The sequence below is a fragment of the Streptomyces sp. NPDC059564 genome (genome assembly GCF_042735575.1).
Taxonomy (GTDB): Bacteria; Actinomycetota; Actinomycetes; order Streptomycetales; family Streptomycetaceae; genus Streptomyces.
Window position 1 is genome coordinate 14,792 of sequence record NZ_JBHWBP010000081.1, and the last position, 12,601, is coordinate 27,392.

General features: G+C 71.1%; 11 protein-coding genes and 1 pseudogene. 9 read left to right on the top strand and 3 right to left on the bottom strand.

What is annotated here, in order from left to right:
* Window positions 1-97 precede the first annotated feature (97 nt).
* The 8 genes from ACFV0Q_RS16600 (at window position 98) to ACFV0Q_RS16635 (ending at window position 9,843) form a co-directional block, all read left to right on the top strand.
* On the top strand, window positions 98-1,294 hold the full coding sequence (locus ACFV0Q_RS16600; RefSeq protein WP_385005835.1) for an Ig-like domain-containing protein: 1,197 nt from the start codon (window positions 98-100) through the stop codon (window positions 1,292-1,294).
* A 153-nt stretch (window positions 1,295-1,447) separates the two neighbouring features.
* The gene (locus ACFV0Q_RS16605; protein WP_385005837.1) at window positions 1,448-3,670 is read left to right on the top strand and encodes a choice-of-anchor A family protein; all 2,223 of its coding nucleotides are present in this window, start codon (window positions 1,448-1,450) and stop codon (window positions 3,668-3,670) included.
* 144 nt (window positions 3,671-3,814) lie between these two features.
* A complete protein-coding gene (locus tag ACFV0Q_RS16610; RefSeq protein WP_385005839.1) occupies window positions 3,815-4,528 on the top strand; it encodes a L,D-transpeptidase family protein in 714 nt (237 codons plus the stop codon).
* A 125-nt stretch (window positions 4,529-4,653) separates the two neighbouring features.
* Window positions 4,654-5,901 (top strand): Ig-like domain-containing protein, encoded by a 1,248-nt coding sequence (locus tag ACFV0Q_RS16615; protein ID WP_385005841.1) that lies wholly within the window; start codon window positions 4,654-4,656, stop codon window positions 5,899-5,901.
* A gap of 86 nt (window positions 5,902-5,987) precedes the next feature.
* Window positions 5,988-6,755: an enoyl-CoA hydratase/isomerase family protein gene (locus tag ACFV0Q_RS16620; RefSeq protein WP_385005843.1), complete on the top strand. Its 768-nt coding sequence runs from the start codon at window positions 5,988-5,990 to the stop codon at window positions 6,753-6,755.
* Between the two features lie 135 nt (window positions 6,756-6,890).
* Window positions 6,891-7,499 (top strand): ATP-binding protein, encoded by a 609-nt coding sequence (locus ACFV0Q_RS16625; protein ID WP_385005858.1) that lies wholly within the window; start codon window positions 6,891-6,893, stop codon window positions 7,497-7,499.
* A 380-nt stretch (window positions 7,500-7,879) separates the two neighbouring features.
* Window positions 7,880-8,659 carry a polysaccharide deacetylase family protein gene (locus ACFV0Q_RS16630; protein WP_385005846.1) on the top strand — a complete coding sequence of 260 codons (780 nt, stop codon included), beginning with the start codon at window positions 7,880-7,882 and terminating at the stop codon, window positions 8,657-8,659.
* Complete coding sequence (locus ACFV0Q_RS16635) at window positions 8,656-9,843, top strand: YncE family protein (RefSeq protein ID WP_385005848.1); 1,188 nt, start codon at window positions 8,656-8,658, stop codon at window positions 9,841-9,843. Before ACFV0Q_RS16630 ends, ACFV0Q_RS16635 begins: the two co-directional genes overlap by 4 nt.
* A gap of 77 nt (window positions 9,844-9,920) precedes the next feature.
* Here ACFV0Q_RS16635 and ACFV0Q_RS16640 read toward each other — a convergent pair whose 3' ends face one another.
* The gene (locus ACFV0Q_RS16640) at window positions 9,921-11,165 is read right to left on the bottom strand and encodes a cytochrome P450 (RefSeq protein WP_385005850.1); all 1,245 of its coding nucleotides are present in this window, start codon (window positions 11,163-11,165) and stop codon (window positions 9,921-9,923) included.
* Window positions 11,146-11,895 carry a tRNA-dependent cyclodipeptide synthase gene (locus ACFV0Q_RS16645; protein ID WP_385005852.1) on the bottom strand — a complete coding sequence of 250 codons (750 nt, stop codon included), beginning with the start codon at window positions 11,893-11,895 and terminating at the stop codon, window positions 11,146-11,148. The genes ACFV0Q_RS16640 and ACFV0Q_RS16645 overlap by 20 nt, the downstream gene beginning before the upstream one ends.
* 257 nt (window positions 11,896-12,152) lie before the next feature.
* Here ACFV0Q_RS16645 and ACFV0Q_RS16650 point away from each other — a divergent pair, with 257 nt between their 5' ends.
* Window positions 12,153-12,365 (top strand): EF-hand domain-containing protein, encoded by a 213-nt coding sequence (locus tag ACFV0Q_RS16650; RefSeq protein ID WP_385005854.1) that lies wholly within the window; start codon window positions 12,153-12,155, stop codon window positions 12,363-12,365.
* A 73-nt stretch (window positions 12,366-12,438) separates the two neighbouring features.
* Here ACFV0Q_RS16650 and ACFV0Q_RS16655 read toward each other — a convergent pair.
* Window positions 12,439-12,601, bottom strand: a pseudogene (locus tag ACFV0Q_RS16655) (PadR family transcriptional regulator); the annotation flags it as partial.

Sequence of the window (12,601 nt, forward strand, 5' to 3'; positions counted from 1 at the left end):
AGTTCTGCCCGGAACGTGCCCGGCCCTCACGTTTCCCCCGGAGTGGCCGGTCGTTGGACGGGGCGTGACTCTTCTGACGAGGCGGGCAGGGGCGGGCTTGGCCGCCGTGGCGGCATGGGCGGGCCTGCTGGGCGGGCTGACCGGCTGCACCAAGGACGGCGGATCCCCGGTGGAGATCGCCCTGCCCGGCAAACCCCGGTCGCCGGACGAGGCCATCCGGATCTCCCCCGAGGACAACGCCAAGGGGGTGCCGGCCGAGGGCCCGCTGCGGGTGCACGTGCCCGAGGGCCGCCTGGAGCGGGTCGTCGTCACCAAGGTCGAGGACGCCCAGGAGGAGCGGGTCCCCGGGGCCATCGCCGCCGACGGGCTCAGCTGGAGCCCGGACCCGGCGGCCGGACGGCTCGCGCTCGCCGCCAAGTACACCGTCGACGCGGTCGCCCTCGACGGGCACAACCGCCGCCAGGCCCGGCACACCACCTTCACCACCTACGTCCCCGAGGAACGGTTCATCGGCTACTTCAAGCCCGAGCACCGTTCCACCGTCGGCACCGGAATGATCGTCTCCTTCAAGTTCAACCGCTCCATCAAGCAGCGCGCCGACGTGGAACGGGCCATCACCGTCACCTCCGACCCGGCCGTGCCCGTCGTGGGCCACTGGTTCGGCGACGAGCGCCTCGACTTCCGGCCCAAGGAGTACTGGAAGCCGGGCACCGAGGTCACCGTCAAGATGAACCTCCGGGACGTGGAGGGCGCGCCCGGCTCGTACGGCATCCAGGACAAGACCATCCGCTTCACCGTCGGCCGCTCCCAGGTCTCCCTCGTCGACGCCGCCGCGCACACCATGGAGGTCCGCCGCGACGGGGAGCTGCTGTCGACGATCCCGATCAGCGCCGGGGCGCCGAAGAACACCACCTACAACGGCAAGATGGTGGTGATGGAGATGTTCGACGTCACCCGGATGAACGGGCAGACCGTCGGGTTCGGCGGCGAGTACGACATCCCCGACGTCCCCCACGCGATGCGGCTCACCACCTCCGGCACCTTCCTGCACGGCAACTACTGGGCCAGCCCCGACACCTTCGGCTCCACCAACACCAGCCACGGCTGCGTGGGCCTGCGCGACGACAAGGGCGGCGGTTCGGACACCCCGGCGGGCTGGTTCTTCGACCGGACGCTGGTCGGGGACGTGGTGGAGGTCGTGAACTCGCAGGACCGGATCGTGGCCCCCAACAACGGGCTGGGCGGCTGGAACATGTCCTGGGCGGACTGGGTCGCCGGATCCTCCATCAGCTGACCCCACGGCCGCCCCCGGTGGATCGCCGAGGCCGTTCCCCGCAATCGAGTGATTGTCGGACCGTAATTGCGCAGTGCAGGAGTGTCGTCCGTTCGCCGCGCCGGGCCCCGCCCGCAGCCTGTCAGGGCCATCAGCGGAAACGGACGGAGCGTCATGTCAGCAAGGAACTGGGCCCTGGGGCTCGCGGTCGGGGCCGTACTGGCCGCCGGGTCCCCCACGGCCCTGGCGGCGGGGCCGGACGCCCCCCTCCTCCCCGCCGCCCGCACCCTGCGGGCGCCGCTGCCGGACGGGCTCGGCCCCTGCGTCCCGGGCGAGTGCCCCAGCCCCTTCCCGCAGATCGGCAGCGACGGCAGCATCAAGGGCCGCGACAACGCCGTCAACATCTTCGCCGGCGGGCAGTTCCGGGTCCGGGGGCGCGCCTCCGAGGCCGAGGGCCGCCTGGTCGTCCTCGGCGGCTTCGACCAGGACAAGCTGGCCGGCGGGGACTCCCGCTACACCGTCGGCATCGTCGGAGCGGGCTCCCTGGTCCCGCCCCCGGACGGGGCGGACTTCCTCACCACCGGCGCCGACGTCACCGTCGCGGCGAACGAGACCCTCATCGCCGACCGGGGCGTGGTCCGGTACGCCGGCACCCTCACCGGCACCGTGACCGGCACCCGCACCCGGGACACCGCCGCCGTCACCCCGTACGCGGGCCTGCGCGACCGGCTCACCGCCGCCAGCCAGTGCTACGCCTACGTCGACGGCAGGCCCCGCACGGCGACCGGCACCGTCGCCAACAGCGGCTTCGAGACCCTCTTCACCGGGGACGGCACCTCCCCGCTCCAGGTCTTCACCGTGGACGCCGACCTGGTCGGCGCCCGGGGCGGCGCACAGGGCGTCCGCTTCGCGCGGATCCCGGCCGGGGCGACCATCCTGGTCAACGTCCTGGGCGCCGGCACCCGCACCATCAACACCTACAGCGGCACCCTCGTCGACGCCCAGGACCCCCTCAACGCCCACCGCGAACGGCTGCTCTGGAACTTCCCGGACGCCGCCACGGTGAACCTGAACGGCAGCGGCCAGTTCCAGGGCAGCTTCCTGATGGGCAACCAGACCTCCGAGACCACCGTGACCCTGCCCGGCATCAACGGCCGCTTCTTCACCACCGGCTCCGTCACCCACGGCAGCGAGACGGTCGGGGGCGGCGGCCAGGAGTTCCACGCCTACCCCTTCACGGGGAACCTCCCCGACTGCGGCTCCGCCCCCGCGCCGACCGGCGCCGTGGCCGTGACCAAGGTGGACGAGAACGGCGCTCCGCTGGCCGGGGCCACCTTCGAGCTCTGGCACGAGACCAACGGGGCGCCCGGCCTCCAGACGGACGGCACGGGCGCCGACGCGAAGGTGACCGACTGCACCACCCCGCCGAACGGCACGTGCCGGCACACCGAAGCGGCACTCGGCACGTACTACTGGCGCGAGACGGCCGCTCCGGCCGGTCACGACCTGCCCGCGAACCCGGTCTTCCCGCTGACGCTGACCCGGGAGAACGCCTCGGCCGGAGTCGGGGTACGCGTCGTGAACCCCACGACCACGGCCCCGGGCGCCAGGGTCGTGCTGCACAAGACCGACAGGGACACCGGCGCCGCCCTGCCCGGCGCCCGCTTCGAGCTGTGGCGCGAGACCAACGACCGGGCCGGCCTCCAGACCCTCGGCGAGGACGCCGACGAGCGGCTCGACGGGCTCTGCGTGACCGACGCCCGGGGCAGCTGCACGGTCGAGCTGCCGGTCGACGAGACCTACTACTGGCGCGAGACCGGCCTCCCGGCCGGCTACGAACCGCCCCAGAACCCCGTCACCGCCTTCGAGCTGACGCCGGGCGACGTCGTGCGGGGCATCGTCGTCACCGTCACGAACCGCAAGAAGGGCGAGGAGCACCCCGGCTCCCTGCGCGTCCTGAAGAAGGACGCCAAGACCGGGAGGCCGCTGCACGGCGCGGTGTTCGAGGTCTGGAAGGAGACCAACAACACCCCGGGCCTGCAGACCCGCGGCATCAACGCCGACCAGAGGGCCAAGGACGGCTGCGCCACCGACCGGGCCGGGGTCTGCGACTTCGACGGGCTCTCCGAGGGCTCGTACTACCTGGTCGAGACGGACGTCCCCGAGGGCTACGTCCTGCCGCGCGACCGGGTGACCGGACCGCTGCACGTGACGGCGCGGGCCCCCGGCAACCGCGTCGAGGTCACGCTCCACAACAAGCGTGACGAGCACGGCAAGGGCAAGCAGGACGGCAAGCACGACGGCGGACACGAAGGCAAGCACGACGACGGACACGAAGGCAAGCACGACGGCGGACACGACGGGGACGAGGAGTACGACGAGGCCCCGGACGCCTGACCGCACCCGGCGCGGCCGCGCCGAACCCCCGCTGCGCCGGTGGAGTGAGCCCCTCACCCCGCCGGCGCAGCCGCGCGCGCGGCGCCCCGCCCCGGCGGGTTGGCTGGAGCACGGCGGCCCGGCCGGCGGGCCCGAGGAGGACCGATGACCGTACGCCAGGCGATGACGACCACGACCGCGGCGAAGGCCGCGCTGGCCGCCGCCCTCCTCGCGGTCCTCGCCCTGCCGGGCCCGGCCCTCGCGGCCGAGCCCGAGCCCGAGACGGCGTGCACGGCGGGCACCGGCCCCTACCAGCGGGAGCTGGAGGCCCACCTGCACCGGACCGTCGACGGGGTGCAGTCACCGGCCGACTGCGCCGCCGTCCGCGCCTTCCAGCGCGCCCACCGCGTTACCCCCGCCGACGGCTACTCCGGCCCCGCGACCTTCCGTACGATGACGGCCGTCGCCGCCCGCGCGAACCCCAACGCCTCGGGCGCCTGCCCCGTCCGCGACCACCGCGTCACCTGCGTCGACCTGGAGCGCCAGCTGCTGTGGGTGCAGAAGGGCCGGCGCGTGCTCTTCGCGCCCGTGCCCGTCCGCACCGGACGCGACGACGAGGAGACCCGCCCCGGCTGGCACGAGATCTACTGGCGGCACAAGGACCACGTCTCCACGCTCTACGAGAACTCCCCGATGCCCTACGCGCAGTTCTTCGACGAGGGCCAGGCCCTGCACGGCCGCTCCGGCGACCTGTACGCGCACGGCGGCTCGGCGGGCTGCGTGAACCTCTCGGTGCCGGACGCGGAACGCCTGTGGAACCTGCTGACGGAAGGGGACGCGGTCTACGTCTGGGGCACGAAGCCCGGCACCGAGGACTGACGTACCGTCCCCTCCTCCCCCTCCTTCCGTCACTTGGGACGGAACAGTGACATGACCGTGCCTTTCCGTGGTCTGCCCATGTGATTTCCTGTCGACAAGCGCGCGACTGTCCGCGCGCGGGGGACATGGGGAGAACACGAGTGAACCTGCAGCCGATACGCGGCCGCGTCCGCACCGGCCTGCCGGCCCTTCTGCTGGGAGCGGCCCTGCTGCTGACCAGCGCGTGCAGCGGCGGCGGGGGCAACAGCGGGGGCAGTGGCGGGAACGACGGCAAGGGGACGACGGCCGGGTCCAAGACCGGCACCGAGGCGTCCAAGGCCGTGGTCAACGTCAAGCCGGACGACGGGGCCAAGGAGGTCGCCACGAGCGGCGTCCTGAAGATTTCCAGCACCGGCGGCAAGCTCACCGCGGTGACGGTCGCCGACACCAAGGGCAACGCGGTGGAGGGCAAGCTGGCCGGTGACGGCGCCAGCTGGGAGCCCGCGCGCAACCTGGCCGCCGCCACCGAGTACAAGGTGCACGCGGTCGCCAAGGACGAGGCCGGCCGGGAGTCCGCCAAGGACACCACCTTCACCACCCTCACCCCGCAGAACACCTTCGTCGGCCACTACACGCCCGAGGACGGTTCGACCGTCGGCGTCGGCATGCCGGTCTCGGTCAACTTCACCCGGGGCATCACCAACACCGAGGCCGTCGAGAAGGCCATCACCGTCACGGCCGAGCCGTCCGTGCCGGTCGAGGGCCACTGGTTCGGCAACGACCGCCTCGACTTCCGCCCCGACAAGTACTGGGCCGCGGGCACCAAGGTCACCGTGAAGCTCGCCCTCGACGGCGTCGAGGGCCGTCCCGGGGTCTACGGCAAGCAGACCCGTACGGTCACCTTCACCGTCGGCCGCTCCCAGGTCACCACCGTCGACGCGAGCGCGCACACGATGCAGGTCGTCCGCGACGGCCAGGTCCTCAAGGACATCCCGATCACCGCGGGCGCCCCGTCGACGACCACGTACAACGGACAGATGGTCATCAGCGAGAAGTACAAGGTGACCCGGATGAACGGCGCCACCGTCGGCTTCGGCGGCGAGTACGACATCTCGGACGTCCCGCACGCGATGCGGCTGTCGCAGTCGGGCACCTTCGTCCACGGCAACTACTGGGCCTCCTCCAGCACCTTCGGCTCGGAGAACGTCAGCCACGGCTGCGTCGGCCTGGAGGACGAGCGCGGCGCCGGTGACGACAGCACCCCCGCCGCCTGGTTCTACAACGAGTCCCTGATCGGCGACGTGGTCGTCGTGAAGAACTCCAAGGACAAGCAGATCGCCCCGGACAACGGCCTCAACGGCTGGAACATGGACTGGGCGGAGTGGACCAAGTAGTCCCCCTCCCCGCGTAGTCGGGTGGCCCGGTGCTGTGACCCACAGCACCGGGCCACCTCGCGTTAACCGGCGCTAACCTTCCCCGTATGACCCTCTCTCTCGAAGTCTCCGAAGGCGTCGGCACGATCCTGCTGGACCGCCCGCCCATGAACGCCCTCGACATCGCCACCCAGGACCGGCTGCGCGAGCTCGCGGTCGAGGCCACCGACCGCGCCGACGTGCGCGCGGTGATCCTCTACGGCGGGGAGAAGGTGTTCGCGGCCGGCGCGGACATCAAGGAGATGCAGACCATGGACCACGCGGCGATGGTCGCCCGGTCCCGCGGCCTGCAGGACGCCTTCACGGCCGTGGCCCGGATCCCCAAGCCCGTGGTCGCCGCCGTCACCGGCTACGCGCTGGGCGGCGGCTGCGAGCTCGCCCTCTGCGCCGACTACCGGATCGCCGCCGACAACGCGAAGCTCGGCCAGCCCGAGATCCTGCTCGGCCTGATCCCGGGCGCGGGCGGCACCCAGCGCCTGTCCCGGCTGATCGGCCCCTCCAAGGCCAAGGACCTCATCTTCACCGGCCGGATGGTCAAGGCCGAAGAGGCCCTCGCGCTCGGGCTGGTGGACCGGGTCGTGCCCGCCGCCGAGGTGTACGAGCAGGCGCGCGCGTGGGCCGCGAAGCTCGCGCAGGGCCCGGCCCTCGCGCTGCGGGCCGCGAAGGAGTGCGTCGACGCGGGCCTGGAGGCGGACATCGACACCGGCCTGACCATCGAACGCAACTGGTTCGCGGGCCTGTTCGCCACCGAGGACCGCGAGCGCGGGATGCGCAGCTTCGTCGAAGAGGGCCCCGGCAAGGCCAAGTTCCTCTAGGCGCGGTGGAGGACCCCCCTGCGGGTGGATTAGCCAGGCCTTAAGGGAGCCTTAAGCGGACCTGATGATCCACTCACGGTGATCGCCGCGCAGCGCAATGTCACCGCAGGTCAGGTCGGCCCCACCCGCCCCCGGTTGCCTTTCGCATATGCCGGAGCACCCCCTCGGGACCCGCGGTCCCGGGGGGTGTTTTCCCGTGGAACGGCCCGGACGGGCGCACGGGCCGTCCATGATGGGTGCATGGCGGGCCTGGAGGGTGTGGAACAGCCGCGGCAGCGCAGCAGCGCTGCGACCGTGCGGCTCACGGCGGCGCTCGAGGACGAACAGGGCCTCGAGGCGCTGGAGCGGTACGGGAACCCGGCCGAGGGGGAAGTGACGCTGCCGTCCATGCCGGAGTCCGCGAGTACGGCCCGCCGGCTCACGCAGAGCGTGGTGATCCGCTTCTGGGGCCTCTCGCCGCAGATCGCCGAGCACGCCGTACTGCTGGTCTCGGAGCTCGTCGGCAACGCCGTGCGCCATACCGGGGCGCGTTCGTTCGGCTTACGGATGGTGCGCCGGCGAGGCTGGATCCGGGTCGAGGTGCGTGATCCCTCGCGCGGGCTGCCCTGTCTGATGCCGGTGCACGAGCTGGACGTCACGGGCCGGGGGCTGTTCCTCGTCGACAAGCTGTCCGACCGCTGGGGTGCCGACCTGCTGCCGCGCGGCAAGATCACCTGGTTCGAGATGCGGGTCGCCGACCGATAGGCGCCGCCGAACGCCAGAAACCCCCTGTCGCCGTGTCGGCGTCGCGGGGGTTTCATGGGTGCGCCGAGGATCGGTGGGGTGTGTGATCCTCGGCGGAAGACTTCGCTCGGGTCAAAGGGAAGCCGTGATTCCGACTATGGCAGACGAGGGCCCAAACGCCAAAAGTCCCTAGTCGGACATAAGTGTGCATATAGTAAGAGTTTCCTGCTAAATCTTAGGTGAGGTGGGCCACTCACCTCTCATTCCATGAATAACTATCCAACGCTCCGCGTGAATCGTCGACTACACGGTGAACGATCAGCCATCTGGCCCCCGGGCGGCGTAGGTCCCGAATTGGGTCAATCGTTATCTTCTCGCCCAACCACCACTTAAATGGGCAGGTGTTCTCACCACCAGGCCGCCGCGCGGCCCTGCGCGCGGGCGCCGCCGCCCTGGCCGGCCTCAGCGCCGCCTGCGGGGCGGACCGGACCGCCGCCGGGCCCCCCGCCCCCGCCAGCCCGGTCCCGGCCAAGCCCGCCCCGGCCCGGCCCGCCCCCGCACCCCACCGCTTCCCGGGCCAGCCCGTGGAGATCGGGCACGGCCCGCGCGACCGCCCGGCGGTCGCCCTCACCTTCCACGGCAACGGGGACCCCGCCATCGCCCGCTCCGTCCTCGCCGAGGCCGAGAAGGCGGGCGCGCGGGTCACCGTCCTGGCCATCGGCACCTGGCTCGACGCCCACCCCGACATGGCCCGCCGCGTCCTGGACGGCGGCCACGAACTCGGCAACCACACCCAGCGCCACCTCGCGATCAACGACCTGCCCGAGGCGGAGGCCTACGCCGAGATCACCGGCTGCGCCCAGCGGCTCAAGCGGCTCACCGGCTCGATCGGCACCTGGTTCCGCCCCTCCCAGACCCAGTACGCCTCCCCGCTCGTCCAGAAGCTGGCCCAGCGGGCGGGGTACCCGCACGTCCTCTCGTACGACGTGGACTCACTCGACTTCACCTCGCCCGGTGCCGCGACCGTGCTCCGCACCGTCACCGGGACGATCCACGGCGGATCGGTGGTGAGCCTGCACTTCGGCTACGCGGACACGGTCGACGCGATGCCGCCCCTCCTCGAAGAACTCGCGCGCCGCGAGCTGCGCGCGGTGACCACCACGGAGCTGCTGACCTCATGACCACGAACCGCCTTCCCCGGAAGGCCACCGCGCTCCTCGCCGGACTGGTCCTCGCCGCCCTGGCGGGCTGCGGATCCGGCGGGAAGGGCGAGCCCGAGGCGCTCGGTTCCAAGGGGCCGGCCCGCCCGGTCAAGGCCGTCCCGGCCGTCCCGCCCGGCCTCGCCGGGATGCCCCCGGTGCTCGACCCGAACGACGTGTACGCGGCGGACCGGCCGAACCAGCTGTCCCCGGTGGTCAAGAACTTCCCGTCGCGCGTCTACGTCCCGAACACCAACTCCAACACGGTGTCCGTCATCGACCCGGCCACCTACAAGGTCATCGACACCATTCCGGTCGGCGTCCAGCCCCAGCACGTGGTGCCGTCCTGGGACATGAAGACCCTGTGGGTCAACAACAACCGCGGCCACACGCTCACCCCGATCAACCCGGCCACCGGCGAGGCCGGAGAGCCCGTCGAGGTGCATGACCCGTACAACCTGTACTTCACGCCCAACGGCAAGTACGCCGTCGTGATGGCCTCCATGGACCGCGAGCTCGTCTTCCGCGATCCGCACACGATGAACCGCGTGAAGACCGTCCCGGTGACCTGTTTCGGCGTCAATCACGCCGACTTCTCGGCGGACGGCCGCTACTTCATCGTGAGCTGCGAGTTCTCCGGAGAGCTGCTCAAGGTCGACACCGAGAAGATGGAGGTCGTCGGCCAGCAGAAACTCCCCTTCGAGGGCGCCATGCCGCAGGACGTGAAGATCTCGCCGGACGGAAAGACCTTCTACGTCGCCGACATGATGGCGCACGGCATGTGGGTGCTCAGTGGCGACAAGTTCGACGTCCCCAAGCTGCTGCCCACGGGCAAGGGCTGCCACGGCCTCTACGTGGGCCGCGACTCCAAGGAGATGTACGTCTCCAACCGCGGCGAGGGCACCATCTCCGTCTTCGACTTCAAGGAGAACCGCCTCACCAAGAAGTGGGAGCTGCCCGACGGCGGCAGCCCGGACATGGGCGGGGTCTCCGCCGACGGCAAGGTGCTGTGGCTGTCCGGCCGCTACAACTCCGAGGTCTACGCGATCGACACCGCCAGCGGCAAGGAACTGGCCCGCATCCCCGTCGGCGACGGCCCGCACGGCCTCGCCGTGTACCCGCAGCCCGGCCGCTACTCCCTCGGCCACACCGGCATCTTCCGCTAGCCGGCCCCACCGGACGCGGACACGGAAGTGCCCCGGGAGCTCGCACGGCTCCCGGGACACCGGATCCGGACGGGCGGCTACTGCCAGGCGACCGGCAGCCGCTCGGGCAGCCGCTTGATGAACCCCGTACGCCAGACGAGGTTCTCCGCGGGTACGGCCAGGCGCAGCGCGGGCAGCCGATCGACGAGCACCTCCAGGGCGATCTCGGCGTGCGCCCGGCCCAGCGCGGAGGCCGGGCAGAAGTGCCGGCCGGCACCGAAGGCGAGGTGGGCGTTGGCGCCGTCCCGCTCCAGGTCCAGCTCGTCCGGGCGCTCGAAGGCCTCCGGGTCGAAGTTGGCCCCCTCCAGCAGGACCAGCACCAGCTCGCCCTCCTTGACGAGCACGTCCCCGACCCGGATGTCCGCCATCGCGATGCGCGGCAGGCCGTCGCCCACGGACAGGTTCCAGCGCAGCAGCTCGTCCACCGCCTTGCCCATGCGCTCCGGGTGCGCGCGCAGGTACCCGATCAGCTCCGGCTTCTGGAGCAGGGCGAGCACCGCGAGGACCAGGAACGCGGACGTGGAGACCGCACCCGCCCCGAAGAGCGAGACGGCGACGGTCGCGAACATCTCGTCCGTCAGGTGGGCCGACTCCGGGTCGGCCTCCTTCAGTTCGGCGAACCGGCCGAGGAGCCCCGTACGCTCCTCGGCGGGCAGCGCCAGCTGCGCCTTCAGCGCGTCGGCGAAGTAGCCGACGTCCTTGTACCAGTTGAGCGCCGAGTCGGCGAACGGCTCGCGGGCGGTCATGAACGCGACGTCCAGCCCCGACATCAGGCGGCGCCAGTCCTCGAAGGGCACCCCGAGCACCTGGCAGTGCAGGGCCGCCGAGAAGGGGTCGGCGAACCCCGCCCGGAGGTCCGCCGGACCGCCCTCGGCGACAAGGGCGTCGATCAGTTCACCGGCCTCGGCGCGCAGCCGGTCCTGGAGCCCCCGCTGGCGCGGGTTGAGCGCCTTCATGACCGCGTTGCGCAGTCCGGCGCTGTTGATGTTGCCCATGTTGTTGACGACCTCGGGCGGGATCGTCAGCGCGTACTGGCGGGGCACCCCGGCGCCCGCGGTGTCCTTGAGGCTGAAGCGCTCGTCCTCCAGTACCTGCTTGGCCAGCGCGTAGCTGCTGACCAGCCAGGCCGGGTCCCCGGTGAGGGTGCGGACCCGGGCGACGGGGGCCTTCTCGCGCAGCCACGAGCACTCCTCGGGGAGCACGTCACCGCGCCGGGAGAGGGGGAAGTCGAGGAGCGGCTCCCGCTCCCGGTCCTCCGTACCCTCAAGCTGCTCGACGCTCATCGACGGTCCTTTCGGTGGGTGCGGTGCCTTGTACGGCGGCGGCCTCGGGGCGGACGACGGCGTAGGCCTGGTTGCGGGTCGCGCGCAGGCCCCCGCCCCGGGCGAAGAGGACGTCGGTCATCGGCATCTTGACGTGGTAGGCCGCCACCGAGGACGGCACGTCGAGAATGCTCGGGGTGTCGATGAAGAAGGGCAGCTCCGCCGCCATGTAATCGAAACAGACCCGCAACTGCGCGTCCGTTATCGATTCACCTTCCGGCAACTTGGAGCCGACAAAGTGGAGGGCCATTTCCTCACAGCCCTTGCGGAATACGTCGTCGGTCTCCAGGAAATGGAGGACACGCCGGTGCAGGAGTTGGTAGACGGGGTTCGACTGGAACTCCGAGAGTGCCCTCACCCGGATCTCGGCATGCTGAGGTCCTGATTCCTCGACGCCTTTGAGAATCCTTCTGCGGACCGCCTTGATCTCCTTCGCCGCGCGCTTCTCCGCGTGTTCCCGGGTGTAGCCGAAAGCGGCGAACATCCGGTCTACGTGGAGGTCCGCGTAGACGAAGTCGACCTGCGCGAAGCGGGTCGTGGCCCATCGGGCGAGGCTGGATATGCGCTCGGAGCTGAAGTAGCTGTTGCCAGGACTCACTCCGATGAGCACATGGTCGCCGTCTTCCCAGATATGGCGGCAGGTGCGGGTGAAGGGCAGAACTTCGAATGATGCGTCAGCTGTGATCGTCACCTGTGTGTGATCGCCCTTGTTGCCGCTTGTCCCTGGGAGCCCTGCGCTCCTGGTGTGGCGGCAATGCCGGTACGTTATGCCGTGATCCCGGAGCGTGACAAGTGCGGGGCTTATTTGTTGGCTGGAATTGTCGCTTCCGCATTACGGAAGAGTAATGTGAATTCCTATCTGCCGGCCGAACGGGACCCGTGGACCGGGGGCGTCCCGCGTGCCGCTACCCTGAGCCGGTCAACAAGCACCAAGAAGGGGTGGACCCAGTGGCGGACATCGAGAGCGCACGGGCGACGTTCAACAAGTTCGACGTGAACCGTGACGGCTTCATCACGGCCGACGAGTACAGCGCTGCCATGAAGGCGATGGGCGACGCGTTCGTCACCGCCGCCGTCGCGGACTCCGTGGTCGCCGCCAAGGACGCCAACGGCGACGGGCAGCTGAGCTTCGACGAGTTCTGGGCCGCCCTGAACAAGTAGGCCCCGCGCCGCCCCCGTCCCCCTGCCGGGGCGGGGGCGCGGTCCGGCCCGGCCCGTCCGGGTCCCGGGCCCGTCAGGCTCCGGGGGAGCCCTGGACGTCCTCGACCTCCGCCAGGGCCTCCTCCAGCCAGCTCAGCCAGAAGCCCTCCAGGGCGATCCCGCCGCGCAGCACGAGCCGGCGCAGCCGGTCCTCCACGGCGTCCCGGCCCGGCGGGAAGTCCTTGGCCTCGATGGCC

Bases quoted from the DNA above. Each gene is read 5' to 3' on its own strand.
- ACFV0Q_RS16635 (WP_385005848.1), top strand. From the start codon at position 8,656: ATGACCACGAACCGCCTTCCCCGGAAGGCCACCGCGCTCCTCGCCGGA.
- ACFV0Q_RS16620 (WP_385005843.1), top strand. From the start codon at position 5,988: ATGACCCTCTCTCTCGAAGTCTCCGAAGGCGTCGGCACGATCCTGCTG.
- ACFV0Q_RS16640 (WP_385005850.1), bottom strand. From the start codon at position 11,165: ATGAGCGTCGAGCAGCTTGAGGGTACGGAGGACCGGGAGCGGGAGCCG.
- ACFV0Q_RS16615 (WP_385005841.1), top strand. From the start codon at position 4,654: ATGGGGAGAACACGAGTGAACCTGCAGCCGATACGCGGCCGCGTCCGC.
- ACFV0Q_RS16610 (WP_385005839.1), top strand. From the start codon at position 3,815: ATGACCGTACGCCAGGCGATGACGACCACGACCGCGGCGAAGGCCGCG.
- ACFV0Q_RS16605 (WP_385005837.1), top strand. From the start codon at position 1,448: ATGTCAGCAAGGAACTGGGCCCTGGGGCTCGCGGTCGGGGCCGTACTG.